The organism is Rhodococcus sp. DT1 (assembly GCF_049844875.1).
In the GTDB taxonomy this organism is placed as follows: Bacteria; Actinomycetota; Actinomycetes; order Mycobacteriales; family Mycobacteriaceae; genus Rhodococcus.
The window spans coordinates 54878-81081 of sequence record NZ_JBNCLW010000006.1 but is presented as its reverse complement, the minus strand read 5'-3'; the positions used below and the strand labels follow the sequence as shown (position 1 = coordinate 81081).

Annotated in this window: 22 protein-coding genes; 11 read left to right on the top strand and 11 right to left on the bottom strand. The window is 69.3% G+C overall.

Annotation, left to right across the window (positions count from 1 at the left end; all coding sequences use genetic code 11):
• Positions 1–26: 26 nt before the first annotated feature.
• From nirB to ACLQ3J_RS16315, 4 genes are all read left to right on the top strand, one after another.
• Positions 27–2549 (top strand): nitrite reductase large subunit NirB, encoded by a 2523-nt coding sequence (gene nirB / locus ACLQ3J_RS16330; protein WP_425903907.1) that lies wholly within the window; start codon positions 27–29, stop codon positions 2547–2549.
• Positions 2550–2644: 95 nt separating this feature from the next.
• Positions 2645–3085: a nitrite reductase small subunit NirD gene (nirD, locus tag ACLQ3J_RS16325; protein WP_169619743.1), complete on the top strand. Its 441-nt coding sequence runs from the start codon at positions 2645–2647 to the stop codon at positions 3083–3085.
• Positions 3082–4215: a uroporphyrinogen-III synthase gene (locus tag ACLQ3J_RS16320; RefSeq protein ID WP_169619742.1), complete on the top strand. Its 1134-nt coding sequence runs from the start codon at positions 3082–3084 to the stop codon at positions 4213–4215. Before nirD ends, ACLQ3J_RS16320 begins: the two co-directional genes overlap by 4 nt.
• A gap of 3 nt (positions 4216–4218) precedes the next feature.
• Positions 4219–4929, top strand: a complete 711-nt coding sequence (locus tag ACLQ3J_RS16315; RefSeq protein WP_425903906.1) for a sirohydrochlorin chelatase — start codon at positions 4219–4221, stop codon at positions 4927–4929.
• 21 nt (positions 4930–4950) lie between these two features.
• Here ACLQ3J_RS16315 and ACLQ3J_RS16310 read toward each other — a convergent pair whose 3' ends face one another.
• A complete protein-coding gene (locus ACLQ3J_RS16310; RefSeq protein ID WP_169651703.1) occupies positions 4951–6690 on the bottom strand; it encodes an NTP transferase domain-containing protein in 1740 nt (579 codons plus the stop codon).
• A 62-nt stretch (positions 6691–6752) separates the two neighbouring features.
• The gene (locus ACLQ3J_RS16305) at positions 6753–7211 is read right to left on the bottom strand and encodes a MarR family winged helix-turn-helix transcriptional regulator (RefSeq protein ID WP_169619739.1); all 459 of its coding nucleotides are present in this window, start codon (positions 7209–7211) and stop codon (positions 6753–6755) included.
• A gap of 64 nt (positions 7212–7275) precedes the next feature.
• Here ACLQ3J_RS16305 and ACLQ3J_RS16300 point away from each other — a divergent pair, with 64 nt between their 5' ends.
• Complete coding sequence (locus ACLQ3J_RS16300) at positions 7276–8529, top strand: multidrug effflux MFS transporter (RefSeq protein WP_425903904.1); 1254 nt, start codon at positions 7276–7278, stop codon at positions 8527–8529.
• Between the two features lie 64 nt (positions 8530–8593).
• On the opposite strand, the gene ACLQ3J_RS16295 is transcribed toward ACLQ3J_RS16300, so the two are convergent.
• From ACLQ3J_RS16295 to ACLQ3J_RS16270, 6 genes are all read right to left on the bottom strand, one after another.
• Positions 8594–8899 (bottom strand): MGMT family protein, encoded by a 306-nt coding sequence (locus ACLQ3J_RS16295; protein ID WP_169619737.1) that lies wholly within the window; start codon positions 8897–8899, stop codon positions 8594–8596.
• On the bottom strand, positions 8900–9685 hold the full coding sequence (locus ACLQ3J_RS16290; RefSeq protein ID WP_169651705.1) for an alpha/beta fold hydrolase: 786 nt from the start codon (positions 9683–9685) through the stop codon (positions 8900–8902). It lies immediately after the preceding gene.
• A gap of 20 nt (positions 9686–9705) precedes the next feature.
• Positions 9706–10464 carry an ABC transporter ATP-binding protein gene (locus tag ACLQ3J_RS16285; RefSeq protein WP_169619735.1) on the bottom strand — a complete coding sequence of 253 codons (759 nt, stop codon included), beginning with the start codon at positions 10462–10464 and terminating at the stop codon, positions 9706–9708.
• On the bottom strand, positions 10461–11519 hold the full coding sequence (locus tag ACLQ3J_RS16280) for an iron chelate uptake ABC transporter family permease subunit (RefSeq protein ID WP_240951956.1): 1059 nt from the start codon (positions 11517–11519) through the stop codon (positions 10461–10463). The genes ACLQ3J_RS16285 and ACLQ3J_RS16280 overlap by 4 nt, the downstream gene beginning before the upstream one ends.
• Entirely contained in the window at positions 11512–12492 is a 981-nt protein-coding gene (locus ACLQ3J_RS16275) for an ABC transporter permease (protein ID WP_169619734.1), read from the bottom strand. The genes ACLQ3J_RS16280 and ACLQ3J_RS16275 overlap by 8 nt, the downstream gene beginning before the upstream one ends.
• Before the next feature lie 76 nt (positions 12493–12568).
• Positions 12569–13561, bottom strand: coding sequence for a siderophore ABC transporter substrate-binding protein (locus ACLQ3J_RS16270; RefSeq protein ID WP_169619733.1), 993 nt, complete (start codon positions 13559–13561; stop codon positions 12569–12571).
• A gap of 168 nt (positions 13562–13729) precedes the next feature.
• Between ACLQ3J_RS16270 and ACLQ3J_RS16265 the strand changes: the two genes are divergently transcribed.
• Together ACLQ3J_RS16265 and ACLQ3J_RS16260 are read left to right on the top strand one after the other, a co-directional pair.
• Positions 13730–17080, top strand: a complete 3351-nt coding sequence (locus ACLQ3J_RS16265; RefSeq protein ID WP_425903901.1) for an ATP-dependent helicase — start codon at positions 13730–13732, stop codon at positions 17078–17080.
• On the top strand, positions 17077–20475 hold the full coding sequence (locus tag ACLQ3J_RS16260) for an ATP-dependent helicase (protein ID WP_425903900.1): 3399 nt from the start codon (positions 17077–17079) through the stop codon (positions 20473–20475). Before ACLQ3J_RS16265 ends, ACLQ3J_RS16260 begins: the two co-directional genes overlap by 4 nt.
• Here ACLQ3J_RS16260 and ACLQ3J_RS16255 read toward each other — a convergent pair.
• Positions 20472–21224: a MerR family transcriptional regulator gene (locus ACLQ3J_RS16255; protein WP_169651708.1), complete on the bottom strand. Its 753-nt coding sequence runs from the start codon at positions 21222–21224 to the stop codon at positions 20472–20474. The two genes, ACLQ3J_RS16260 and ACLQ3J_RS16255, sit on opposite strands and share 4 nt — an antisense overlap.
• A 113-nt stretch (positions 21225–21337) precedes the next feature.
• On the opposite strand from ACLQ3J_RS16255, the gene ACLQ3J_RS16250 reads away from it, so the two are divergent.
• Complete coding sequence (locus ACLQ3J_RS16250) at positions 21338–22555, top strand: erythromycin esterase family protein (protein ID WP_425903898.1); 1218 nt, start codon at positions 21338–21340, stop codon at positions 22553–22555.
• A gap of 162 nt (positions 22556–22717) precedes the next feature.
• Entirely contained in the window at positions 22718–23398 is a 681-nt protein-coding gene (locus ACLQ3J_RS16245) for an alpha/beta fold hydrolase (RefSeq protein ID WP_346765050.1), read from the top strand.
• A gap of 10 nt (positions 23399–23408) precedes the next feature.
• Here ACLQ3J_RS16245 and ACLQ3J_RS16240 read toward each other — a convergent pair whose 3' ends face one another.
• Complete coding sequence (locus ACLQ3J_RS16240) at positions 23409–23810, bottom strand: DoxX family protein (protein ID WP_378528816.1); 402 nt, start codon at positions 23808–23810, stop codon at positions 23409–23411.
• A gap of 116 nt (positions 23811–23926) precedes the next feature.
• Between ACLQ3J_RS16240 and ACLQ3J_RS16235 the strand changes: the two genes are divergently transcribed.
• Both ACLQ3J_RS16235 and nudC read left to right on the top strand, forming a co-directional pair.
• On the top strand, positions 23927–25015 hold the full coding sequence (locus ACLQ3J_RS16235) for a potassium channel family protein (protein WP_169619726.1): 1089 nt from the start codon (positions 23927–23929) through the stop codon (positions 25013–25015).
• 10 nt (positions 25016–25025) lie between these two features.
• Entirely contained in the window at positions 25026–25925 is a 900-nt protein-coding gene (gene nudC / locus ACLQ3J_RS16230) for an NAD(+) diphosphatase (protein WP_169619725.1), read from the top strand.
• A gap of 9 nt (positions 25926–25934) precedes the next feature.
• Here the strand turns inward: nudC and ACLQ3J_RS16225 are convergent, their stop codons facing one another.
• On the bottom strand, positions 25935–26189 hold the full coding sequence (locus tag ACLQ3J_RS16225) for a mycoredoxin (RefSeq protein ID WP_169619724.1): 255 nt from the start codon (positions 26187–26189) through the stop codon (positions 25935–25937).
• Positions 26190–26204 lie beyond the last annotated feature (15 nt).

Here is a 26204-nt window from a genome sequence, read left to right as displayed (position 1 = left end):
CCTGCACGAACAGAGAGAGACTTCCCATGAGCCGCAAGAACGTCGTCGTCGTCGGACACGGAATGGTCGGGCACCGCTTCGTGGAGGCATTGCGTTCCCGCGACGAGCACGACGCGTGGAAGATCACGGTCCTCTGCGAGGAACCGGACCCCGCCTACGATCGCGTCGGATTGTCCTCGTACGTCGGAACCTGGGATCGCAGAGAACTCGCGCTCGCCGGAAACGACTATGCGGCAGACCCTCTCGTCGATCTTCGGGTTTCTTCCCACGTCGTGTCGGTCGATCGGGCGGCGCGTACGGTGACCACCGATGCCGGTGACGTGCTGGCCTACGACGCGCTCGTCCTCGCGACCGGTTCCTACCCGTTCGTGCCGCCGATCCCCGGCAACGCACTGCCGGGGTGTTTCGTCTACCGCACGCTCGACGATCTCGACGGCATCCGGGCGGCGGCCGACGCCGCGTCCGTGCACGGTGACGCCCCGGTCGGTGTGGTGGTCGGCGGCGGCCTGCTCGGGCTCGAGGCCGCGAACGCTCTCCGCCGGCTGGGAATGTCTCCGCACGTGGTGGAGTTCGCGCCGCGTCTGATGCCGCTGCAGGTCGACGAGGGCGGCGGACGGGTCCTCGAACGGCTCGTGACCGAGCTCGGGCTCACGGTGCACACCGGGGTGGGCACGGCCGGAATCACCGAGGGGCCTTCCGGTCTCGTCGTCGAACTGTCCGACGGATCGACGATCGACGCCGCGGTGCTGGTGTTCTCCGCCGGAGTGCGCCCGCAGGACGCGCTCGCTCGCGACGCCGGTCTCGACCTGGGCGCGCGCGGCGGTGTTCTCACCGACCTCGGGTGCCGCAGCACCACGGACGACGCGATCTATGCCATCGGAGAGTGCGCGGCCGTCGAGGGCACCTGCTACGGGCTCGTGGCTCCCGGGTACAGCACCGCAGAGGTGGTCGCCGACCGACTGCTCGGCGGCGCCGCCGAATTCCCCGGCGCGGATCTGTCGACCAAACTCAAGTTGCTCGGTGTGGACGTCGCCAGCTTCGGCGACGCGCACGGGGTCACGCCCGGTGCGCTCGAGGTGGTGCTGTCCGACTCGGCGAAGGGAACCTACGCGAAGCTGGTCGTGTCGGACGACGCGAAGACGCTGCTCGGCGGAATTCTCGTCGGCGACGCGTCGGCGTACGGCACCTTGCGTCCGCTCGTCGGCCGCGAGCTTCCGGGCGATCCGGCGGCGCTCATCTCCCCGGCAGGTGAAAAGCCCGGCGCCGGAGCGCTTCCCGACGATGCCGAGGTGTGTTCGTGCAACGGCGTCACCAAGGGCGCGATCTGCGGGGCGATTGCGGACGGGGCGTGCGACATCGCGCAGGTCAAAGCGTGCACCAACGCCGGCACCACGTGCGGCGGGTGCCTCCCGACCGTCAAACAACTTCTCAGCAGTTCCGGTGTGCCGATGTCGAAGGCACTGTGCGAGCACTTCGAGCAGTCGCGCGCCGAGCTGTTCGAGATCGTGCGAGCCACGCAGATCCGCACCTTCTCGGCACTGATCTCGCGCTACGGCACCGGCCGGGGCTGCGACATCTGCAAGCCCGTCGTCGCGTCGATCCTCGCGTCCACCGACTCCGACCACATCCTGCATCGTCAGCAGGCAGGGCTCCAGGACACCAACGACCACTTCCTCGCCAACATTCAGAAGAACGGTACCTACTCGGTGGTGCCGCGGATGCCCGGTGGCGAGTGCACCCCCGAACAGCTCATCGTCATCGGGGAGGTCGCGCGCGATTTCGGGCTGTACGTCAAGATGACCGGCGGCCAGCGTATCGACATGTTCGGTGCCCGGGTGGAGCAACTGCCGGCGATCTGGAAACGGCTCGTCGACGCCGGGATGGAGTCCGGGCAGGCCTACGGTAAATCGCTGCGCACGGTGAAGAGCTGTGTCGGCTCGACCTGGTGCCGGTACGGCGTGCAGGATTCGGTCGGGATGGCGGTGGATCTCGAAATGCGGTATCGCGGTTTGCGAGCGCCGCACAAGTTCAAGTTCGGCGTCTCCGGTTGCGCGCGCGAATGCGCCGAAGCGCGCGGCAAGGACGTCGGGGTGATCGCCACGGAAAACGGCTGGAACCTCTACGTGTGCGGTAACGGCGGGCAGTCCCCGAAGCACGCGCAGTTGCTCGCCGGTGGGCTCGACGACGAGACCCTGGTCCGGTACATCGACCGGTTCCTGATGTTCTACATCCGCACCGCCGACCGGTTGCAGCGCACGGCGCCCTGGCTCGACGCGCTCGACGGCGGGCTCGAGCACCTGAAGGACGTCGTGTGCGGCGACAGCCTCGGCATCGCCGCCGAACTCGAAGCCGCGATGGCAAAGCATGTCGCCGGGTACAAGGACGAATGGGCGGGAGTGCTCGAGGATCCCGAACTGCTGGCGCGTTTCGTCTCCTTCGTCAATGCCCCGGACCAGCCGGACCCGACCATCCGATTCGACGACTCCGGCAAGCGGAAGGTACCCGTCCTGGTCGGCATGCCGAAGATCGGGCGGGATGCGTCCGCGTGACGTGCCTGCTTACGTGGAGGGAATCGGTGGGTAACGCGCGTGAAACACCGGGGCCACAGAATGCCAGGACGGAAGTTTCGAGGAGGGACCATCCCATGACCGTCATCGAGTCGCATACCGCTGGGGGTTCGACGCGTGAGAGCGTGTTCGACGGGCGCCTGGAATGGACGTCGGCCTGTCCGCTCAGCCACCTCATTCCCGGCCGCGGAGTGGCCGTCCTGCTGCGCGGGGGCGAACAGGTCGCGGTGTTCCTGCTCGACGACGGCACGCTGCGCGCGGTCGGGAACTTCGATCCGTTCGGCCGCGCCGCCGTGATGTCCCGCGGCATCGTCGGGGACCGCGCGGGCGAACCCACCCTTGCCTCACCCCTTCTCAAGCAGGTGTTCTCGCTCGACGACGGTCGCTGCCTCGACGACCCGTCGGTGCGGTTGCCGGTCTACGACGTGCGAGTGTGGGCGGGTGTCGTGCAGGTCCACAGCCACCTCACCAGCGCGCGCTCCGACGACGGTCCGGCGACCGGCGCCGAGCTTTCGTGAACCAGGACAACACGCCGCTGCGCGGTTTCACCGTCGGAGTCACGGCGGCGCGACGTGCGGACGAGTTCGCGACGTTGCTCACGCGGCGCGGCGCCGACGTGGTGCACGCACCGGCGATCCGCATCATCCCGCTCTCGGACGACACCGAACTCGAGCGGGTGACCCGCAGCATCGTCGCCGGCCCACCGGACATCACGGTCGCGACGACCGCGATCGGATTCCGCGGCTGGATGGGAGCAGCGGACGGGTGGGGGCTTTCCGACGATCTGGCGCGCTCCCTTGCGGGCAGCCGCATCCTGGCCCGGGGACCGAAAGTCACCGGGGCGATCCGCGCCGCGGAATTGCGCGAGGAGTGGTCACCGGCGTCGGAGTCGTCCGCCGAGGTGCTCGAACACCTGCTCGCCGAAGGTGTCCGGGGCCGCCGGATCGCGGTCCAGCTGCACGGTGAGCGCACCGAGTGGGAGCCGGGAACGGATGTGTGCGAAGCACTTCGGGCCGCGGGTGCGGATGTCGTCGCGGTCCCCGTCTACCGGTGGACTCCGCCCGACGATCCCGCGACGCTGGACCGCATGATCGAGCAGGTCGCCGATTACGGACTCGACGCGGTGAGCTTCACGAGTGCACCGGCGGTGGCCTCGATGCTCATGCGCGCCAAGGACACCGGAATGCTCGAACTGATGTTGCGAGGGTTTCGCACCGGTGTCGCCGCGGTGTGCGTCGGCCCGGTCACCGCGGCGCCGTTCGTCGCTCTCGAGGTGCCGGTGACGATGCCCTCGCGTGCACGGCTCGGCTCGCTGGCGCGGCACCTCGCCGAGGAACTTCCGCGCCGCGCCGTGCGGATCGAAGCCGGAGGGCATGTCCTCGGAATGCGCGGGCGGTGCGTGATGGTCGACGACACCACCCGGTGTCTGGCCCCTGCGGGGATGGCGCTGATCCGGACGCTCGCGTCGCGGCCCGGACGCGTCGTCTCCCGCGAAGAACTGCTCGCCGCGCTCCCCGGGGGCGGCGGAGACACCCATGCGGTGGAGACGGCGGTCGCGAGGTTGCGGTCGGCCCTCGGAGCGCCGTCGATCGTCCAAACCGTGGTCAAGCGCGGCTACCGCTTGGCGGTCGATCCGGAAGGACCCTGAGCCATGACCGATCCCGCCCTGCTGCTCGTCGCCCACGGCACCCGCAACCCGCGCGGAGTCGAGATGATCGCCCGCCTCGCCGACGCGGTATCCGGCCGGGTCGGCGCGACCCGGGTGGCGTTCGTCGACGTACTCGGTCCCTCGCCGTCCGAGGTGCTGCGCGAGATCGCGGGGCCGGTGGTGCTGGTGCCGGCATTCCTCGCCTCCGGATATCACGTGCACGCCGACGTGCCACGGGAGGTCGCCGACAGCGGTCACGGCAGAGTGCTGGTCACTCCGGCTCTCGGCCCCGACCCGGTCCTGGCGCGTGTGCTCGTCCAGCGGTTGCGCGAGGCCGGGTGGCGTCCCGGGGATGCCGTGGTGCTCGCGGCGGCCGGGTCCTCCGACCCGAGGGCACTGCACGACGTGCACCGGGCAGCCGACATGCTGTCGGCTCTGACGCACCGGACCGTGTCCATCGGCTACGTCGCGACCGGAGAACCGCGCGTGCCGCAGGTGGTCGAGGGGCTGCGCGAGCGAGGAGCCCGGCGGGTGTTCGTCGCGTCGTATCTGTTGGCCGAAGGACTGTTCCACTCCCGTCTGTCCGGCGCCGGCGCCGACGGGGTCACCGCCCCGCTCGGCGTGACGGCGCCTGTGGTCGATCTGGTCGCCCGCCGGTACTACGCCGCCGTTCCTGCGCTGAGGGCAAGCGCGGGGGTGCGCCCGGCGCGGTGATACGGCCGTACGCCGGACGCGTCAGCGGGGGAGCGGCAGCAACTCCACGACATCTCCGTCGGAGCACCGGGGCGGCACCAGCGCTATCGCGGTGCGGCCGATCAGGCCGGCGAGGTGGGCGGTGCGGATCGCGTTGTCGCACAACCACTGTCCATCCTCACGCTGGCGAGCGGGTAACAGGCGTGTGCGATCGCCCTCCACCTCCGACGCGTTCGCCAGAGGGCCGACCAGGCGTGACGGCGGCGTGCGGCCGGTACGGCCGTCGACGACGGCCGGAAGCATCACCAGCAGCGTCGACAACGCCGCAACCGGGTTTCCCGGCAGGCCCAGCACCGCGCGGCCGTCGGGCAGCACGGCGGCGACCTGGGAACCGCCGGGCTTGCACCGCACACGTTCGACGACGATGTGCGCACCTGCCCGGTCCAGAGCGCCGCGCAGCTGATCCGCGGCGCCGCCGCCCGTAGCCCCCACGATCACGAGCACGTCGACGTCCTGTGTGCCTGCGAAGAGGGCCTCGAACCCGCCGGGGCTGTCGTGCAACAGCGTCTCACCGACCGGTTCGGCGCCACACCACCGGACGAAACGGGGGAGCACAGGGCCCAGAGAATCCCGGGTCCGGCCCTCGAGCAGCGGACCGTGGCGCACGATCTCGTCGCCACTGATGACGAGGTGCACCCGGAGCGGGCCCCGGACGTCGATCTCGGCGACCTCGCCGCTCAGTGCCGCGGACAGGACGGCGGGGGTGACGGTCTCGCCGCTTTCGGCGAGCACGAACCCGGGGTCCCAGTCTTCGCCCCGTCGGCGGGTGTCGTCACGCACCGGGCACTCCGGAAGCCGGTGCACCACACCGTTGTCCACGCGGACGAACTCGTCGCGGACGGCCGCGGTGGCACCGGCCGGGAGATGGGCGCCGGTCGCGATGCGGGCAGCCTCGCCGTCGGCGAGCGTGAACACCACGGGATCACCCGCGCGGCGGACCTCGGGCCGCAGTGCCCACGGTCCGTCACCTGCAACGGCGTAGCCGTCCATCGCGGACGTCGGCAGGGGAGGCAGGGCCGCTTCGGCGACGAGTGGGGCGGCGAGTGTCGCGCCCTCCGCCGCGGCGACGGGTATCCGCCGAGCGTCCAGCGGGAGCAAGGCCTGACGCACCAGCGATCGTGCGTCGTCCGGGCCGGATGCGACGCGTCCCGGGGCGTGGGCGACGCGCGCACGGTGCAGATCTGCCGGAGTGTCGCAGTCGGCGGTGCCCGTCACGGTGACCGAGGCGTACCGGTCGGGGAGCAGAGCCTTCATCGGCCGGTCGGCCACCTCCTCGCCGAGATGCGCGAGGCGTGCAGAGAGCGCGGGGCCTCGCCACACCGCGAGCAGGTACTGCGTCCTGCCCTCGTCGTCCACCGCAAAGGCGGCATCCGCGGACAGATCGGCGTCGAGGGCCGCGATCAGTGTTGCCACGGTGGCGGCGGTGACGAAGGGCAGGTCCGCCGCCAGCGTCACCACGACGTCGGCCACAGGGCTTGCGGCGGCGAGCGCCGCGACGGGCCCGGCGCCGGCCGGGTGTTCCTGGACCTGGATGATCGCGGGGTCGAGGTCGTCGCGCCGGGGGCCCACCACCGTGATCCGCGCACACCCGGTGACGGAGGCGAGGGCGGTGTCGAGGAGGCGCCGCCCCCCGACCGCCAGGGCGGGTTTGTCGACGCCTCCCATCCGGGTCGCGCGGCCGCCCGCGACGATCACTGCCTCCACGTCGGTCAGTGCACTCATATCCTCATGCTGCCCCATGACGCCGCAGTTTTCGCAGGGGCCGGTGTCCTGCCGAATGTCGATCAGTAGTTCTTGGGCATCGAGCCGAGCCGGGCGAGCAGAGGCGCGGCCTCGATCAGGGTGTGCGCTTCTTCGGGGCTCAGCGTGGTGAGCAGATCGCGTATGCCCCGTGCCCACATGGCGTCGATCAGCGCGTTGTTGCGCCGGGCCAGGTCGGTCTGGTGAATCCGGTGCGATCGCCCGTCGTTCGGATCGGCGCGTCGCTCGAGCAGTCCCCGATCGACGAGGCGGCTGACGGTGGTGCTGACGTTGCTGTTCTGCAGGTCGAGCGCGCGCGCGATCTCCGAAATCGAACTGCCCGGGCGCTCGGCAACCGCGCGCAGGACCTCGATCTCGGAGTTCGGCATGGCCGACAGGCCCGCCTCGCGCTCGCCGAATCTCCGGAGCGCCCACACCAGCGAACGAGAGGTCCGGGCGAGGCTGTCGACGTCGCTGTCGCTTACGTCCCGTGGATTCACCATGCTACGATACTAGCTCTTAAATGTATATATACATTTAAATATACATCGGCAATGAAAGGCACGTATGCCCCAGCATGACTCCGCGACCACCCAGGCGCCGGATCTCCCCGGGAGCACCGAGACCGGTGACGACACCGGCGGCACGCCGTTCTCGGCGAAGTTGATCGCGGTCCTGGCTCTCCTCGCGGCAGTGGCGCCGCTGGCGATCGACATGTACCTCCCGGCCTTTCCGGAAATGGCCGAGGAATTCGACACGAGCGCGTCGGCGATTCAGCTGACCCTCACGACATTCCTGCTCGGAATGGCCATCGGCCAGCTCGTCTTCGGCCCCTTGTCCGACCGGTTCGGCCGCCGCCCGCTCCTGCTCGTCGGCACCCTCGCGTGCGCGGTGTTCAGTGCCGCGAGTGCGCTCGCGCCCACCATCGAATTGCTCGCGGGCGCGCGGTTCGTGCAGGGCTTCGCCGGTGCGGCGGGCATCGTGCTCGGCCGCGCCGTCATCGCCGACCGGGCCGAGGGCGTCGCGGCTGCCAAGCTGTTCAGCCTGCTCGTCGTCATCAACGCGGTAGCTCCGATCATCGCGCCTCTCGTCGGCGGTGTGATCGTCACGAACGTCGGCTGGCGTGCCGTCTACTGGGTGCTCGCCGGCTTGTCCGTCCTCATGTTCCTGGCCGTGCTGCTTCTGGTGGCCGAGACCCATCCCGTCGAGCGCCGCACCCAAGGCGGCGCCACCGCGATGCTGCGGGATGCCCGGGAAGTACTCCGGAACCGCCGGTACGTCGGATACACACTCGCGTACGCCTTCGCCTTCGGTGTGATGTTCGCGTACATCTCCGCGTCGCCGTTCGTGCTGCAGAACGTCCACGGCATGTCCACCGGCTGGTACACGGTGGCGTTCACCGCCAACGCGATAGGTCTCGTGATCGGCAGTATCGCGAACGACAACATCGTCCGCCGGATCGGCTCCGGCCGAACGTTGCGGATCGGCCTCACGATCCTGGCGTCCATGTCTGTCCTGATGCTCATCAACAGCCTTGCCGGACCGGCGATGTGGGTGACGCTGATCCTGCTGTGGTGCACGATGAGCAGCCTCGGACTCATCATCGCGAACGCCACCACCTTGGCCCTGGGCCAGGCGCAGCGCGCGGCGGGCACCGGCTCGGCGTTGCTCGGTGCGCTCCAGTTCCTGCTCGCGGCAGCGATCGCCCCGCTCGTCGGAATCGGCGGAGAGGACACCGCGGTGCCCATGGCGGTGGCGATGGTCGTCAGCGGCGTCATCGCGTTGGGTGCGATGGCGTTGGCCAGGCCCGAACGCGCCTGAGCACCAGCGAATCACGCACCTCGCCGGTGGGTCCGGATGGCCGGACCGACCGGCGAGGTCGTTGTCACGGGGCGGGGAAGAGGTGGCGTGCCTGCGCCAGATCCACTCGGTCTCCGCGGATCGGTGTGCCTTCGAGCGCCAGCCGGGCCAGTTGCCGGTAGGCGAGGTGCGCGGCAGGTCTGCCGGACGCCGGCACCACGCGATGCCACGGCAGGTCGGCGGTATCGGTACGCATGATCCAGCCGACCGTACGCGGGCTGGAAAGCTCTGCGGCATCGGCGATGTCGCCGTAGGTGGCCACGCGCCCCTCCGGGATGGACGCGACGAGCGCGCGCACCTTTTCGATCTGGTCGTCGGTGGTCGCGGCCATCTACAGCACCCGGGAGATGAGGTCGGCGGTCTCGGCGGGGCGGGCCTGCTCGATCATGTGATCGCAGTCCACCTCCACCTCCGTCAGGTTCGATCCCAGCCGGTCGGCGAGTGCGGCGCGGAACTCGGGCGAGGTGTATCCGGGCTGGACCTTTCCGGCCCGCGCGAACACGGTCCGGATGTGAGCGGGGGGCAACACGTAGTCCCGGGCGAGTTCGCTCCACGACGTCACCGTCGCGGCCACGCACACGCGCCAGGCGACGCGCCCCGAATCGAGCGCCACCAGATGCTCTTCGACCTCCGCGTCGAGCAGTTCCGGATCGACTTCGGCCCAGTCGGCGCCGACTTTCTCGGCACGCGCCTCCGCCTCGTCGGTGTAGTCCGGGTAGCGGGCCGTCGAGTCGGCGACCTCGAGCATCCGCTCCGGTGGCAACGCGATCGCCGGATCGAGCAGGACGAGCGCTCGCACGCGTTCCGGTGCCGCGGCGGCGAGATGCAGCGCCAAAGCGCCCCCGAAGGAATGACCCACCACCGTCACCGGACCGGAGGCATGCGTGTCCAGCACGCGGAGCAGGTCGTCGACGTGGCGCTCGAACGTCCAGGGCGGTGTCCACGGCGATCGGCCGTGGCCGCGAAGGTCGGGTGCGAGGAACCGGGCGTGGGGGAGATGAGTCTCCGCGAGGTGCCGCCAGCGCCGGCCGTGACCCGTGAGCCCGTGCAGAGCAAGGATCTGCGGCCCGTCGGCGGGGCCGAACAGGTGGGTGCGGAGGGTCTCGGCAGCGTTCACGCGACCACTATCGCAGCCGGCTACCGGTAGTAGACGGCCAGCGGGCCGTTGGGGCCGTCCACGCAGGTCACCGGGGTGTCGAACACGCGGGTGAGCGTGTCGTCGACCACGATCTCCTGCGGGGTCCCGAACTCGACGACGCGCCCGTTCTTCACCGCGCAGATCCGGTCCGCGTAGTGCGCGGCAAAGTTGATGTCGTGCAGGACGATGACCACCGTCCTCCCGAGTTCGTCGGCGGCACGGCGCAGGTGCTGCATCATCAGGACCGAATGCCGCATGTCGAGATTGTTGAGCGGCTCGTCGAGAAGGACGTAGTCGGTGTCCTGGCACAGCACCATCGCGACGTAGGCGCGCTGGCGCTGCCCGCCGGAGAGCTGATCGAGATAGCGGTTCTCGAGCGGGCCGAGGTCGAAGAACTCGATCGCGCGGCTGATGATCTCCTGATCCTGCCGGGTGATGCGGCCCTTCGAATGCGGGAACCGGCCGAAGCCCACGAGCTGACGCACCGTCAGCCGGGTGACGAAGTGGTTCTCCTGACGCAGGATCGAGACGATCTTCGCGAGGTCTTTCGACGGGGTGCGGGCGATGTCGTATCCGGCGATCTCGATCGAACCGGAATCGGCACCGAGCAGCCGGCCGATGATCGTCAGCAGCGTCGACTTGCCGGCTCCGTTGGGCCCGACCAGTGCGGTGATACCGCCCGCCGGAATCTGGAGATCGACGGGGCCGATCGACACCCCGTCACCGTAGTCCTTGCGGACGCCCTTGAGCTCGATCACAGTCTGCCCTTTCGGAGGAGGACGTAGAGGAACACCGATCCGCCGACGGCTTCGATGATGATCGACACCGCGCCCTCGGCGTAGAAGATGTTCTTGAGAACGAAGTAGGCCCCCGTGAGGACGACGAACCCGGTCAGCACCGCGACGGGAAACACGTATCGGTGGTCGTAGGTGTTCGCGAACTGGTACGCGAGGGTGGCCACGAGAAAGCCCAGGAAGGTCATCGGTCCGATGAGGGCGGTGGAGACGGCCATCAGGACCGACACGAGGAACAGCACGATCATGATCTCGCGGCGGTGATTCAGGCCGAGGTTGGTGGTGATGTCGCGTCCCAGCGCCACCAGGTTGAGTTTCCGTGCACGCCACCACAGTGCGGCGGCAGCGGCTAGACACAGGGGAATCGCGACGGGGAGGTAGGAGGCGTCCGCGTTGGACACGGACCCGAACAACCGCGCGGTGAGGATGTCGAATTCGCTCGGGGTGAGCAGTCGCTGCATGAAGGTCGAGACGGAGCCGAGCCCACCGCCGAGGATGATCCCGACGAGCAGCATCACCTGCAGGTTGCCGTACTTACCCGACAGCAACCACCCGTAGAGGACGAGCGAGAAGAAGACCATCAGCGCGATCTGCAGGAGGAACTGCGGAGTTCCTTGCAGTGCAACGACTCCGACGGCACCCAGAAAGTACACCGCGGCGGTGGAGATCGCGACGTACAGTGCCTCGAATCCCATGATCGACGGTGTGATGATCCGATTGTTCGTGGCCGTCTGGAACGCGACGGTGGCGGTGGCCTGGCACACCACGACGATTGCGATGACGACAAGGCTGGTCGCCCGCATCTCCGTGATCCGCCAGAAGCCGGAACTCCCGAACGGCATCGGGTTGTTCCATACCAGCGTTCCCACCGCGAAGAAGCACGCGAGCAGCGACAGGCCGGCGAGCAGAATCCAGTAGCGCCGGCGCGCCTTCGGGTTCGGAAAGACGTCCGACGCGGGAAGTTCCGCCGGCGGTGCCGCGACCGCCGGTTCCGCGCTGACGGGCATGGTTTCAGGCATGACGACGGCTCCGCAGCAGTAGAGCGATGAACACGACGGCGCCGACCACGCCGAGGATGAGCGAGACGGGGACCTCGAACGGGGCGATGATCGTCCGCCCGATGAGGTCGCACACCGTCACGATCGCGATGCCCAGCAAGCAGACCCAGGGCAGATTGCTGCGCAGGTCGTCGCCGCGGAACATGGAGACGATGTTCGGGACGATGAGGCCGATGAACGGCAGATTTCCCACGACGACGGTCACGACGCCGGTGGCCACAGCGATGAGGCCGGTGCCCAGGAAGATGATCCGGGTGTAGTTGAGCCCGACGTTCGTCGCCACGTCTTCGCCCAGGCCGGCCACCGTGAGGCGGTCCGCGACCAGGAACACCGCGACCGCAACCGCGGCGACGATCCAGAGCACCTCGTACTGTCCCCGCAGGACGGAGGTGAAGCTTCCGGCGAACCACACGCCCAAGCTCTGGAGCATGTCGGTGGCCAGGGCGAGGTACGTCGTGATCGAGCCGACGACGGCGCCGAGCATGATGCCGACGATCGGCACGATGAGGGACGAGGACAGCGAGACGCGGCGGAGGAACAGGAAGAAGATCATCGTGCCGACGAAGGCGGCGGCGATCGCCCCGATCATCCGCGGTACGAGTCCGGATCCGGGCAGGAGGATCATCATCAGGATGAGGCCGAGGCCCGCCCACTCCGTCGTGCCGGCGGTGGTCGGCTCGACGAACCGGTTCTGGGTGAGCAACTGCATCACCAGCCCCGACATCGCCATTGCCGCGCCCGCCAGAACCAGCGCGATCGTCCGGGGGATGCGGGTGATCTCGAACATCTCCCAGCCCTGTTCGCCGCCGAAGATGTCGTACACCCCGGTGAACAGCGACATGGTCAGCAGGACACAGACTCCGAGGATTCCCAGGAGGAGTTTCCAGTCGAACAACCGGCCCTTGCGGGTCGGGGAAACCGTCGTTGTGCTCATCGATGCTGCTGTCTTCCGTGAGGCATTCATGCCTGGGCCCGCGGGACGAACCCGCGGGCGCCAGGAGTGACGAAGATCAGGACTTCTGCTGCTCGAGCAGGTCCGCGAGGGAGTTGAAGAACTCCGTGTACGTCTGGATGCTCTCGTTGGTGTAGGTATCGGTCGGCAGGAAGATCACCTTGCCGTCCTTGACGGCGGTGACGGACTTCAGCGCTTCGGTGTTCTCGATGATGTTCGCCGCGGGGACGAATCCCTCGCCGCCACCGTTGGCGGTTCCCGCGTCACGGTCCATCACGATGATCAGGTCGGGGTTGGAGGCTGCGACGGCCTCGACCGAGATGTCGTCGCCCTGGTGGTTGTCCGAGCTCTCGGGCACCTCGAGCGACGGGGTGAAACCGAAGATGTCGAACATGGGGCCGATCGTGCGGCCGGTGCTCGGCGCGACGTAGCCGATTTCGCCGCCGGAGGTGATCAAGCCCATCACGGACGTGTCGGGGGAGTAGGCGGCTTTCACGCGCGCGATCGAGGCGTCGAATGCGTCGTTGAGGGCCTGGGCTTCGGCCTGCTTGCCGAAGATCTCGCCGAGAACGGTGGTGCCGCGCTTGAGCTCGGCGTCGAACGGCTGGTCGTCGCGCGGAGTGACCTCGACGATGGCGGCGTCGGGCGCGAGGCGCTCGAAGTCCCCGCGGAACTGCGCGAACCGGCCGCCGTTGATGATGAGGTCGGGCTCGGCCGCGACAACCGCCTCGAGGTTCGGCTCGCGGTGGGTGCCGAGGTCGACGACGTCGCTGTCCTGCTTGTACCCGATCGTGCTCGGCATCAGGCTCACGGCGCCGGCCGACAGGTCCACGCCCCACGAGTCGAGCGTCTCGAACGTGCTGTTGTCCGTCGCCACCACGGACTTCGGCGGAGTCGTCACGGTCTGCTCGCCGAAGTTGTCCTCGATCGCGACCGTCTGGGCTGCCGCGGTGGTGTCGGCGTCGTCGGTCGTGGAAGTGGAGCACCCGGCCAGGGCGATGACGGCCAGGGCGCCGATTGCGGCGCGCCGGTAGTTACGGATGGCGTTCATAGCTGTGATCCTCGTTCTGCGTCGACAGTCGGCGGCGTGGTGCCGCAGCCGAGGCAGAGCTTAACCTAGCCTTACCTACCCGTTGCTTCCGGGCGTTAACGATTCTCCGGGCAGGGAGACGGCAGATGCCACCGGCCGGTTGTCGGGGGGTTCTGGTGGGATGTCGATATGCCCGACCTCGACCTCCGTGCGCCCGACCGCTCGCGACGACCTGCCGCGCGACTGGTCCGGCGACCGGATGTCGCACCGGCCGCCAGGACGTGGCCCGACGATGTGCGGGCAGTGTTCGCCGACGCACCGCCCGCCCCGCGATGGCGCCCCTGGCAGGTGCTCGGCGGGCCCGGTACCGGCAAAACGTCGCTGCTGGTCGACCTGGTGGTACATCGCATCTCCTCCGGGGTCGATCCCGAGTCCGTCCTCGTACTCACCCACTCCCGCCGCGCCGCGACAGCGCTGCGCGAGGCGATCACCGCCGGGCTGCTGGGTGCCGGTGCACGCGCCACCCGGGAGCCGCTGGTCCGCACCGTCCACTCGTACGCGTTCGCGGTATTGCGCTTACAGGCAACTGCGCACGGCAACCCGCCGCCGCGACTGATCACCGGCGCCGAACAGGACGCGGTCCTACGCGAACTGCTCCGTGGCGACATCGACGACGGTGCCACCGGGTGGCCCGAGCGACTCCGCCCCGCCCTCGGTATGACCGGATTCGCCGTCGAACTCCGCGATCTGATGCTGCGTGCCAGCGAGCGCGGGCTCGGTCCCGAAGACCTCGTCGCACTGGGCGAGCGGCGTGATCGCCCCGAGTGGGTCGCGGCCGGGCGATTCGCGCAGCGGTACGAGCAGGTCATGCTGCTGCGCGGCGCCGTCGGTCTCGAAGCACCCGAAGCGACCGCGCCCGCGCTCGACGCGGCAGAACTCGTCGGGGCGGCGCTTGCCGCCTTCGCGACCGACCCCGACCTGCTCGCGTCCGAGCGCAACCGGATCCGTCACCTGCTCGTCGACGATGCGCAGCACCTCGACCCGCAGGCGGCTCACCTCGTGCGGGTGATCGGCACCGGTACCCGGACGAGCACCGTCGCGGGCGACCCCGACCAGAGCGTGTTCGGTTTCCGTGGCGCCGATCCCACCTTTCTCGAACGGTTGGCCGACGACGATCCGTCCCGCCGCATCGTGCTCGGTACCAATTACCGGGCCGCGCCCGCGGTAGCGGCGGTGACCCACCGCATCGCGCGCAGAGTGCCCGGGCTGCCTCCGCATCGCGGCGCCGCCTCACCCGATGGCACCTCGCCCGATGGCATCTCACCCGAGGCCGCAACCGAACCCGGCTCGGTGCGGGTGGTGGTGCAGCCGTCGCAGGCGAAGGAAGCCGCGCTCGTCGCCGACACCCTGCGCCGCGCCCACCTCGTCGACGGAGTGCCCTGGTCCCGCATGGCGATCGTCGTCCGATCGGTGCCGCGAGTCCTCGCACCGCTGCGACGCGCGCTGCTCGCCGCCGGCGTCCCCATGACCACCGCGGCCTCCGAGTTGCCTCTCGCCCGGCAGCACAGCGTGGCAGGTCTGCTGCTCGTGCTGCGGGCAGTGTCCGGTCGCCGGTTCGGCGGCGAGGAGGCGCTGGCGCTGCTGTCGGGTCCGGTCGGCGGTGCCGAACCCGTCGCCCTGCGTCGTCTGCGGCGAGGTCTGCGCCGCGTCGAATTGGCGTCCGGGCGCGACCGCGACTCTGCGGAACTGCTGCGTCTGCTGCTCACCGACGGCGACGGCGGTGACCACGGTGACAAGGGCGGCGAGACCGCTCACCTCGTCCGCGGCCTGACCGAGGTGGAGTCCGCGCCGCTGCGAAAGGTTCTCGGCGTGCTGCGCAAAGCCCGCTCCGCGGCCCTGCGGGGCGGCGGACTCGAGGACGTGCTGTGGGAGGCCTGGCAAGCCACCGGTCTCGAACGACGCTGGGCCGCCGCGTCGGCCCGCGGCGGACCGGTCGGTGCGCAGGCCGACCGCGACCTCGACGCTGTCGTGGCACTGTTCGACGCCGCCGCCGACTATGTCGACCGCCTACCCCGCGCGCAGATCGCAGGATTCGTGGATTACCTGACCGAGCAGGAGATTCCCGGCACCGTGCGCACGCGGTTGGTCGCCGAGACCGAAGCGGTGACGGTGGTCAGCGCGCATTCTGCCGCCGGGCGCGAATGGGATGTCGTCGTGGTCGCCGGTGTGCAGGAAGGCTTGTGGCCGAGCCTGCGGGCGCGCGGCACACTGCTCGGCATCGAATCGCTCATCGATGCGGTGTCGGGTGCCGACGGTGGCGAGCATGCGTCGGTGCGGTTGTCACGCATGGCACCACTGCTCGCCGACGAGCGCAGGCTGTTCCTCGTCGCCTGCAGCCGAGCCCGCACACACCTGCTGGTCACCGCGGTCGATTCGGTGAGCGGCGATACCGAACTCGTACGTTCGCGGTTCGTCGACGAACTGCTCGGCGGCGACGATCCCGATGCCGTGCCCGACTCCGAGATGCCCGAAGAGGTGCGCATCCGGGTGCTCGCGTTGCCCGCGCTCGTCGCCGAACTGCGCAGCGTGGTGTGCGATCCGCTGGTTGCCGAACACGAACCGGAGCGGCAGCGCACGGCGGCCGCGCAACTGGCCCGGCTCGCCCGCGCGGGCGTGCGCGGTGCCCACCCCGACGAGTGGTACGGCACTTCCGATCCCAGCACCGCGGCGCCGCTGTGGGATCCCGACGACGACGCGGTGCGGTTGTCGCCGTCCACCGTCGAACAACTCGTCACCTGCCCGCTGCGATGGATGTTCGAGCGGCACGGAGGTGCCGACGGCGAGAACAGTCACGCCGTCACCGGCACGCTCGTCCACACGCTCGTGCAGGCCCTCGCCGGCCGTATCCCGCCCGAGCGCATCGATCAGGCTCTCGAAAAGGCGTGGGATTCAGTCGATTTGGGGTCCGAGTGGTATGCGAAACGTGAACTCGAGCGCACCCGCCGCATGCTCGACACGTTCTCGACCTGGCTGCAGGGCACGCGCAACGACCTCACCGAGATCGGCGTCGAGGTCAGTGTCGACGGAATACTCGAACCCCCCTCAGACGACCTGCCGCGCGTGCGGCTGAAAGGTCGCATCGACCGGCTCGAACGCGACCCCGATGGGCGGCCCGTCGTCGTCGACGTCAAGACCGCGAAGAATCCCGTGTCCAAGGACGCCGCGCGCGACCACGCACAGCTCGCCGCGTACCAGGTGGCGGCTGCTGCCGGAGCGATCGAAGGGGAACCGGCGTCGTCGCCGGGTGGTGCCCGGCTGGTGTTCGTGGCCAAACCTCACAACAAGGAAGGCGCGACCCAGCGTTTACAGCCGCCCCTCGACGAAGAGGGCCTCGCCCACTGGCGCGAGGTGATCCACGAGGCGGCCGCGGCGACGCAGGGACCGCAGTTCCTCGCGCAGGTCAACGACGGCTGCCGGCATTGCCCGGTGCTGTCCAGTTGCCCTGCCCACGACGAAGGAAGGCAGGTGACGGACGGATGACCACCCCCTCAGTGAGTGCCGCCCGGCTGGCCGAGGCGCTCGGACAACATCCACCGACCGACGAGCAGGCCGCCGTCATCGAAGCGCCCATGGGGCCCGTGCTCGTCGTGGCGGGTGCCGGAGCAGGCAAGACGGAGACGATGGCCGCACGGGTGGTGTGGCTCGTCGCCAACGGGCTTGTCGAACCGGAACAGGTGCTGGGACTGACCTTCACGCGCAAGGCCGCCCAACAGCTCACCGCCCGCATCCGAACCCGTCTCGCGAAACTCGCAGGCTCGGCCCTGATCCGGGATCTGGACCCGGAGGGAGGCCTGCGCGCCCGCATCCTCGCCGGTGAGCCCGAGGTGGGTACCTACCACGCGTACGCCGGCCGGTTGCTCGGCGAGCACGGCTTGCTGCTGCCGATCGAACCGACGGCAACGCTCCTGTCGGAAACGGAATTGTGGCAGGTCGCCCACCGGGTCGTCAGCGCGTGGGACGGCGAACTCGATACCGACCGCAGCCCGGCGTCGGTGACGGAGGCGGTGCTCGCGCTGTCCGGCCAGCTCGCCGAACATCTCGTCGAGCCGGAAGACCTTCGCGAGGCGCACACCGAACTCGACAAGCTGATCCATACGCTGCCGGCAGGGCCGGGCCAGCGCGGCGGACCGTCGAAAACGCTTCTCGGATACCTGGAGACACAGCACGACCGGTTGCAGTTGCTCCCGCTCGTCCAGCGACTGTCCGACACCCTCCGCAGGGAAGGCGCCCTGGACTTCGGCAGTCAGATGTCGCTCGCCGCGCGGGTCGCCCGCGATCATTACGAAGTGGGCGCCGGGGAACGCGAACGGTTCCGGGCCGTGCTGCTCGACGAATACCAGGACACCGGTCACTCGCAGCGCGTGCTGCTCGGATCGCTGTTCGGAGGTGCTCAGGACCCGAATCTCGCGGTCACCGCCGTGGGCGACCCGATGCAGTCGATCTACGGCTGGCGCGGCGCCTCGGCGGCGAACCTCCCGCGATTCGCCACCGACTTCGCGTTGCCGGGCGGGCGTCCCGCGCCCACCCTCGAACTGCTGACCAGCTGGCGCAATCCTCCCGAAGCCCTGGACCTCGCGAACGTCTCGTCCGAACCCCTGCGCGATCGTGGCGTGGCGGTCAGCCGCCTGCGGCCCCGGCCCGACGCCGTGCCCGGCGACGTGCGGTTGGCGCTGCACACCGACATCGACGCCGAGCGCAACTGGGTCGCCGACCGCATCGCCGCGGAGTACGCAGCCGCGCGCGAGGCCGGAAAACCACCGCCGAGTGCGGCGGTGCTGGTGCGGCGCAACGCCGACGCCGCCCCGATCGCCGAAGCCCTGCGTGCCCGCGACCTGCCGGTGGAGGTCGTCGGCATCGGGGGCTTGTTGCACACGCCCGAGGTCGCCGACCTGCTCGCCATGTTGCGGCTCGCGGCCGACCCGCTGGCCGGCAGTGCGGCCGTGCGTGTGCTGACCGGTGCCCGGTGGCAGATCGGCGCGGCCGATCTGAAGGCACTGTGGCGACGCGCCCAGACACTCGCCATCGCCGGTCGCTACGGAGTGGCCGGTGCCGTCACCGACCCCGATGCGCTCGACGAGGCACTCGATTCCTCGCTGCCCGGCGAATACGCCGACCAGGCGGGCCTGGCAGACGCCATCTCCGATCCGGGTGATCCGGGCCAGTACTCGGAATTCGGGTTCGCGCGCATCACCGCGCTGGCCCGCGAACTCGCCTCGCTGCGTGAGCGTCTCGGCCAGCCGCTCACCGAACTCGTTGCCGAGGTCGAACGGGTCCTCGGAATCGGTATCGAAGCGGAAGCGCGAGTCGGTGGTCGCGGCGGTATCGCCGGCCGTGAGCACCTCGACGCGTTCGCCGATGTGGTGGCGTCGTATGCGGCGCGCACACACGCGACCCTCGGTGGACTGCTCGGCTACCTCGCGGCCGCGGAGGAGATCGAAAAGGGGCTCGCGCCGGGTGAGGTCGAAGTCGACCCCGAACGGGTGCAGATACTCACCGTCCATTCGGCGAAGGGGCTCGAATGGGAGGTCGTGGCGGTTCCGCACGTCACCGCGGGCGTCTTTCCGTCCTCGTCTGCCGCCGCGACGTGGCTGGGGTCCGTCACCGAATTGCCCCCGCAGCTGCGTGGCGACCGCGCGATGCCGGGCGACGATCCGGGGTCGAGCACCGACGGGGTGCCGGTGCTCGAACTCGACGACATCTTCGATCGCAAGATGCTCGAGAACGCCATCGACCGCCACAAGGGTGCCCTCAAGAGTCGCAAGCTCGACGAGGATCGCCGGTTGTTCTATGTCGCGCTCACGCGCACCGAGCGTGCCCTGTTCGTGTCGGGTCACCACTGGGGCGATACGGGGGCCGAACCGAAGGGCCCGTCCGAGTTCCTCGAGGAGATGCACGAATTGGTCTCGGCGCGAAGCGAACTGGGGACGATCGAGGTGTGGGAGCCGGCACCGGAACCCGGTGCTCGCAACCCCATGACGGAGTCACCCCGCAGTGCCACCTGGCCTCGCGACCCGCTCGGTTCGCGTCGTGCCGACGTCCAGCGGGGAGCTGCGCTCGTGCTCTCGGCACTCGACGCCGGCGAACCGAATCCGCCCGGCAGCAGCGAGGACGATCCGGACGACTGGGCAGCCGACGTCGATGCGTTGCTCGCCGAACGGGAACAGCGGTTCGAACGGGCCGCCGAGGTGATGCTCCCGGCCCAGCTGTCGGTCAGCCAACTGGTCGACCTCGCGACCGACCCGGAGGCGCTGGCAGCACGTCTGCGTCGTCCGCTGCCGTTCCGGCCGAACCCACTGGCGCGCCGGGGTACCGCCTTCCACGCGTGGCTCGAACGCCGTTTCGGCGCAACGCGTCTGCTCGACCTCGACGAACTTCCCGGCGCCGACGACGAAGGCGGCGACGAATCCCACTTCGAGCGGCTGCAGGAGGCGTTCCTGCGGTCGCCGTGGGCTGCCCGCAACCCGGTCGAGGTGGAAGTCCCGTTCGAGACGTCGCTGGGCGGCACCGTCATCCGTGGTCGCATCGATGCGGTGTTCGAGGATCCCGACGGAGGCTGGACGGTCATCGACTGGAAGACCGGTGCCGAGCCCGACGCGGACGCACTGGCGTCGGTCGGTCTGCAGCTGGCCGCATATCGGCTGGCGTGGGCGCAGCTCATGGCGGCCCGCATCACACGCATCACCGGGCGACCGGCCGAGCCTCCATTGAACAAGGTGCGTGCGGCATTCCATTACGTCCGTACGGGCCGCACCGTCGCACCCGGAGATCTCCCCGGCGCGGCCGCGATGGAACAGCTCGTGCGGGGTGCCGGGGACGACTCTGCCCGGGACGATTCTGCCGGGGATGCCGGACAGCCGGGGGAGCCCGCCTCCTAGCCGGTGTGGGGCGGCGGCGCGCTGTCGGAAGGTGCAGCAGCGCCGGAGGAGGCCGCGGCGTGGTCGAGGAGGGACAGGTAGGCGTCGAGTGTCCCCGCGCCGGCAAGGAGGTCCCGGCTGCGCACAGCCAGCCGCGCCTGCCAGGAGCCGAGGAACCGGCTCAGTGCGTCCGCACCGCCCGCGTCGCGCAGCGATGCGAGGAACCGGGCGACCTGGCGCAGCGGGTAGCCGCCCCGGCGCAACTGTCGTGCGATCTCGGCGTCGTGCACGGACTCGGCACCGAACATGCGGTAACCGGTCGCGCGATCACGTTCGGGCCGGAGGATTCCCTGGGACTCCCACGCCCGCAGCGTCGCCGCGTGAACTCCGAGCCTTCGTGCCAGTTCGCCCACCGTGAGGGGCCGGCCCGGGACGGAAGCAGGTGCCGTCGCGGTGAGACCACCGAGAACCGTCGCGACCTCTGTTCGGGTGTCGCGTTCGGCGAGCACCTCGACGTGTGTCGCGTCGATCAGCCGGTAGGCGGACTCGGTGTCGTGCCGATTGACCGCACGCATGATGTCCGTCGCTCGCCGGTGCCCGTGTCCGCGCCGCAACGTGAGGAAGGTCCGCAGAGCCTGCGCGTGAAGAGGGGTGTAATACCGGTAGCCGGCCTCGGTGCGCCCGGTCGGCGGGAAGATGCCCGCATCGTCGTAATTGCGGATCGCCTGTGCGGACAACCCGTGTTCGCGGGCGAGGTCGACGGGCCGCATCGTATTTCCTTTGTTTGAGGCTTGGATCTCCCTGTCGTGGGCCGATAGGAGACAACCTTCACCCGATTCTTCAACGATAGCGTCGAAGGCAGGTTTTCCCGGAAGGAGAATTCATGTCTACGACCACGTCGCCGACCGAGATCTGCCGGCAATTGGACACGCCCGGAGATCTGGGAAGCGCGTTCGACGAGTTGCTTGCCACGCGGCAGGAACCCCCGAGCCTGCTCGCCCTCGGCGAGCCGACCCACGGAATCGCTGCATTCCCGTTGCTGCGCAACGAACTTCTCTGTCACCTCGTCGAACGCGGATACCGCTCGATCGTGCTGGAGACCGATGTCCTCGCCGCTTCTGTCGTCGACAACTATGTCGGGGGCGGGGCAACGGAGATCGACGATGTCCTCGAGCGCGGTTTCAGTCATGGTTTCGGCCGCGTCCCCGGCAACCGCGAACTCGTCGAATGGCTCCGCGGTTACAACACCGGTCGTCCCGCGCGGGATCGGGTGCGCTTCTACGGATTCGACGCCCCGGTGGAATTCTCCGGCGCACCCAGTCCACGACACGCACTGTCCGTCGTTCTGGAGTACCTGCCCGCTGCGCTGCATCCGGACTCGGCCGGGGACATCGACGGACTGCTCGGCGACGACACGGCCTGGACGAACCCGGACGCGATGCGCGACCCGGCCGCGTCCATCGGGGACTCCGAGCGTGCTCGCGCCCTGCGCCTGGTCGCGGACGACCTCGTCAGCGTGCTGCGCCGTGCAGCGCCCGTCCTCGCTCCCGCCGATCCGGTGGCGTACGACGATGCCCTCGCGTACGCGCACACCGCGCGAGGTCTGCTTCGCTACCACGCGGCCATGGCCCACACCGCATCGGACCGCATCGCCACCCTGCTCGGCCTGCGCGCCGCCATGATGGCCGAGAACCTTCTCGCGATCGTGTCCAAGGAGAAGGGCCGTGGGCCGAGCCTGGTGTTTGCGCACAACGCCCACCTCCAGCAGATGCAGTCGTCTATGCCGGACGGCGACGAGGGAGCGATATGGCCAAGTGCCGGTGCGCTCGTCGGCTTTGCTCTCGGAGAGCGCTACATGTTCGTTGCCGCGGACGCCGGGCCGCACCCCCGTCCAGGCACCCTTCAGGGCACACTCGCCGAGGCGACCGCACGGCGCGCTCTGTTCCCTGCGAAGCCGTTGCACGCTGCCCTTCCGCGCTCGCTCGGCACGGGCGAACCCATTGTCCGAGGACATATTCCGCTGAGTCCGGCCGACGTGGAGCGCGCCGACGCGATCGTCTTCGTTGCCGACACCGACGGGCACCAGCACCAGTACTGGTAACGCGCCACATCGATGACGCGCAGACCAGAGGCACATCCGCGGTCTGCATCAGGTGGACACGAGGCTCAGGCCCGTGAAAACCCGCCGGCCTGTGAAACCCGCTGTGCGGGGCCCCCGCGCGCCGTTACGCTCGTAGGCACCGTTCGACGGAAAGGGGCGGCCGTGTCGACCTTTGTGCTGTTGCCGGGAGCAGGGTCGGACTCCTGGTACTGGCACCGGGTGGTGCCGATGCTCGAGGGACGCGGGCACGACGCGCTCGCCGTCGATCTCCCGTACGCCGACGACAACGAGAACCAGGACTCGTACGCAGACTTCGTGGTTGCGGCGCTCGGCGATGCTCCCGGACCCCTCGTGGTGGTGGCCCAATCGATGTCGGCGTTCACCGCCGTTCGTATCGCAGAGCGGTGTGCTGTGGACGAACTCGTGCTGGTGGCACCGATGATCCCTGCGCCCGGCGAATCACCGGCGCAGTGGTGGGGCGACGTCGGGCACGAGGATGCTCAGCGGGAGCAGGCCGTCGCGGACGGACGGGACCCCGATGCACCGCTCGACATACGGGAGTTGTTCTTCCACGACATCCCGGACGCCGTCACCGAGGAAGCGTTCGCCCACGAGGAGACGCGCCTGTCGGACGCGGCGTTCGAACCCGCCTGGGATGCCGAGCGCTGGCCCGACGTTCCGGTGCGGGTTGTCGCAGGCCGGCGCGACCGGTTGTTCCCGCTCCCGTTCCTGACGGCACTGTCCCGTGCGCGCGTCGGTGTCGAGCCGGTGGTCGTCGACTCGGGACACCTTGTGGCACTTGCGCGCCCGTCCGAACTCGTCGACATTCTCCTCGGTGCGTAGACGCACGGGGTCAGCGGCGGTGCGCCCCCGGGGCGAGGCGACGCACCTCGAGGGCCGCGGTGACGAGAGGGATCTGCAGCGGCAGCCGTGCCACCGCGACGGCCTTTGCCACCGGTGAGATCCGGTCGCTGCGCAGCCACGTGACGGCCATCTGCGCGTTCGCAGGGAACACCGCGAGAAACAGCGCAGCAGCCAGCGCGCCACCCGTCCGGCGGGTACGCGGCACCACGAGCGCGAGCCCGACCCCGAGCTCGGCGACTCCCGAGACGTAGGTGTAGGTGCGGGCGGAACCGGGCAGCGCGCGGGGGACGATGCCGTCGAAGGGTTGCGGTCGGACGAAGTGCATCGTGCCTGCGCCGAGGAGCAATGCGGCGAGCCGCAACGCCGGTCGTCGGGACGGTTGGGTGGACATGGGCGCCACAGTAGCGGGCGGCGCGTAGGCTGCGATCCGGAATCGATGGCCGTCCGGCATCGCTACGGTGTAAGTGAGGTCCCCCCTGGGGACCGAGACGAGGTGGAGTAGGCACGATGCCCGGTAGATTGCGTGCGAGGTTCAGTCGCTCCGATCAGCTCACCGAGCGTCCGGACTTCGCTTTGGTGGGCGTCCTCCGGGTGCCGGAAGAGCAGACGAGTCCCGGAATCGCGATTGCGCGTCGCATCGGTTACGCCTTCGCGGCGCTGCTGTTCGCGGTGGTGGTCGTCTACCTCGACCGCGACGGGTACCGCGACGCCCAAGGCAACGCGTTGTCGTTGCTGGACTGCCTCTATTACGCGACCGTGTCGCTGTCGACCACCGGGTACGGCGACATCACTCCCTTCACACCCGAAGCGCGCCTGATCAACGTTCTCGTGATCACCCCGCTGCGGGTGTTCTTCCTGATCGTGCTGGTCGGAACGACGTTGTCGGCTCTGACCGCGAGTTCACGACAAGCATTCAAGATCCAACGATGGAGGCGCCGCGTGCGTAATCACACCGTCGTCATCGGCTACGGCACCAAGGGCCGTACCGCCGTCGACGCCATGCTGGGCGACGGTGTCGCCCCATCCGACATCGTGGTGGTGGACACCGATCCCGTCGTCCTGGAATCCGCGGCCGGGCAGGGGTTGGTGACGGTCCAGGGTTCGGCGACCAAGTCGGACGTTCTCCGCCTCGCGGGTGTGCAGCACGCCGCCGCTGTCATCGTCGCCGCGAACCGCGACGACACCGCGGTGCTGGTGACTCTGAGTGCCCGCGAGATCGCCCCCAAGGCCAAGATCGTCGCCGCGATCCGCGAGTCCGAGAACACGCACCTGCTGCGGCAGTCCGGTGCCGACTCGGTGGTCATCTCCTCCGAGACCGCGGGCCGCCTGCTGGGTATCGCTACGACGACACCCAACGTGGTCGAGATGATCGAGGACCTGCTCACCCCCGAAGCCGGATTCGCCATCGCCGAACGTGACGTGGAACCGTCGGAGATCGGCGGTTCGCCGCGACACCTCAAGGACATCGTCCTTGCCGTGGTGCGCGACGGCCGGATGTGGCGGATCGGCTCGCCCGAGGTGGATGCGGTGGAGGCCGGCGACAAGCTGCTCTACATCCGGCTCGTGGGCACGCAGCCGGGCGCGATGCGCGGCTAGTGTGCTCGAAGTGACCAGTTTCTCTCTGTCCGGTACCCCACTCCTGTCGCGCACCGTCGTCGAGCGCGCCGAAGAGCTTCGCTCCGACGAGGACGCGCTGCGGGCGGGGTGGGCGGACGCGAAACTCCTGAAGGTGGACCGACGGGGACAGGTGCCCGTGGCGGACGGGGCACTGGTGTTCCGTGCCGCCGCGGAACTCGGCCCCGAGCCGGCCCCCGGGGCGGTGTTTCTCGGTGTGCGCGACGAGCGGCACGTGTGGGCCGTCCGCGTACTCGCACAGACGGGAGAGGTTGCGGACCTGCGCAAGGTCGGCGACGCACTCGACGACGCGGACGCGGACCTGATGGTGAGTGCGGTGGCCTTGCTCAACTGGCACGACCGGGCAGGGTTCAGCGCGGTCGACGGTTCCGTCACCGAACCCACCATGTCCGGATGGTCGCGGATCAGTTCCGAGACCGGGCACGAGGAATTCCCGCGCACGGACCCGGCGGTCATCTGCCTGGTGCACGACGGCGGCGACAGGGTGCTGCTCGGGCGTCAACCCGTGTGGCCGGAGCGGCGCTTCTCCGTCCTGGCAGGATTCGTGGAGGCGGGCGAATCGCTGGAATCGTGTGTGGTGCGGGAGATCCGCGAAGAAGTCGGCGTCGACGTGCGTGACATCCGCTACCTCGGAAGCCAGCCGTGGCCGTTTCCGCGGTCGTTGATGCTCGGGTTCGCGGCCGTCGCCGACCCCGCTCAGCCCCTGGAATTCCGGGACGGCGAGATCGGCGAGGCGCGATGGTTCACTCGCGACGAGGTGCGGAACGCACTCGAGGCCGGCGACTGGGCGTCGGCCGACGAGGTGCCTCTGCTGCTGCCGGGCTCGATCTCCATTGCCCGGGGCATGCTCGAAGGATGGGCCCGGGGCTGATCCGGGCCGTTACAGACCGAGCGCGCGCTTGACCGCCGACAGCGGCGGGTTGGTGGCGGTGGTGCCGTCTGCGTACTTGACGGTCGGCACGATGTGGTTGCCGTCGTTGACACTGCCGACGAATTCCGCTGCCGAGGGATCGGCCTCGATGTCGATCTCGGTGTAGGCGATGCCGTTCTCGTCGAGCTGCTTCTTCAGACGCTTGCAGTAGCCGCACCACGTGGTGGAGTAGACGGTCAAGGCGGGTGCATCGGTGGTGGTCATGACTTCGAGAACATC

Coding starts and splice junctions, on each gene's coding strand:
- nirB (WP_425903907.1), top strand. CDS start 27: ATGAGCCGCAAGAACGTCGTCGTCGTCGGACACGGAATGGTCGGGCAC.
- nirD (WP_169619743.1), top strand. CDS start 2,645: ATGACCGTCATCGAGTCGCATACCGCTGGGGGTTCGACGCGTGAGAGC.
- ACLQ3J_RS16315 (WP_425903906.1), top strand. CDS start 4,219: ATGACCGATCCCGCCCTGCTGCTCGTCGCCCACGGCACCCGCAACCCG.
- ACLQ3J_RS16310 (WP_169651703.1), bottom strand. CDS start 6,690: ATGAGTGCACTGACCGACGTGGAGGCAGTGATCGTCGCGGGCGGCCGC.
- ACLQ3J_RS16305 (WP_169619739.1), bottom strand. CDS start 7,211: ATGGTGAATCCACGGGACGTAAGCGACAGCGACGTCGACAGCCTCGCC.
- ACLQ3J_RS16300 (WP_425903904.1), top strand. CDS start 7,276: ATGCCCCAGCATGACTCCGCGACCACCCAGGCGCCGGATCTCCCCGGG.
- ACLQ3J_RS16295 (WP_169619737.1), bottom strand. CDS start 8,899: ATGGCCGCGACCACCGACGACCAGATCGAAAAGGTGCGCGCGCTCGTC.
- ACLQ3J_RS16280 (WP_240951956.1), bottom strand. CDS start 11,519: ATGCCTGAAACCATGCCCGTCAGCGCGGAACCGGCGGTCGCGGCACCG.
- ACLQ3J_RS16275 (WP_169619734.1), bottom strand. CDS start 12,492: ATGAGCACAACGACGGTTTCCCCGACCCGCAAGGGCCGGTTGTTCGAC.
- ACLQ3J_RS16270 (WP_169619733.1), bottom strand. CDS start 13,561: ATGAACGCCATCCGTAACTACCGGCGCGCCGCAATCGGCGCCCTGGCC.
- ACLQ3J_RS16265 (WP_425903901.1), top strand. CDS start 13,730: ATGCCCGACCTCGACCTCCGTGCGCCCGACCGCTCGCGACGACCTGCC.
- ACLQ3J_RS16260 (WP_425903900.1), top strand. CDS start 17,077: ATGACCACCCCCTCAGTGAGTGCCGCCCGGCTGGCCGAGGCGCTCGGA.
- ACLQ3J_RS16255 (WP_169651708.1), bottom strand. CDS start 21,224: ATGCGGCCCGTCGACCTCGCCCGCGAACACGGGTTGTCCGCACAGGCG.
- ACLQ3J_RS16250 (WP_425903898.1), top strand. CDS start 21,338: ATGTCTACGACCACGTCGCCGACCGAGATCTGCCGGCAATTGGACACG.
- ACLQ3J_RS16240 (WP_378528816.1), bottom strand. CDS start 23,810: ATGTCCACCCAACCGTCCCGACGACCGGCGTTGCGGCTCGCCGCATTG.
- ACLQ3J_RS16235 (WP_169619726.1), top strand. CDS start 23,927: ATGCCCGGTAGATTGCGTGCGAGGTTCAGTCGCTCCGATCAGCTCACC.
- ACLQ3J_RS16225 (WP_169619724.1), bottom strand. CDS start 26,189: ATGACCACCACCGATGCACCCGCCTTGACCGTCTACTCCACCACGTGG.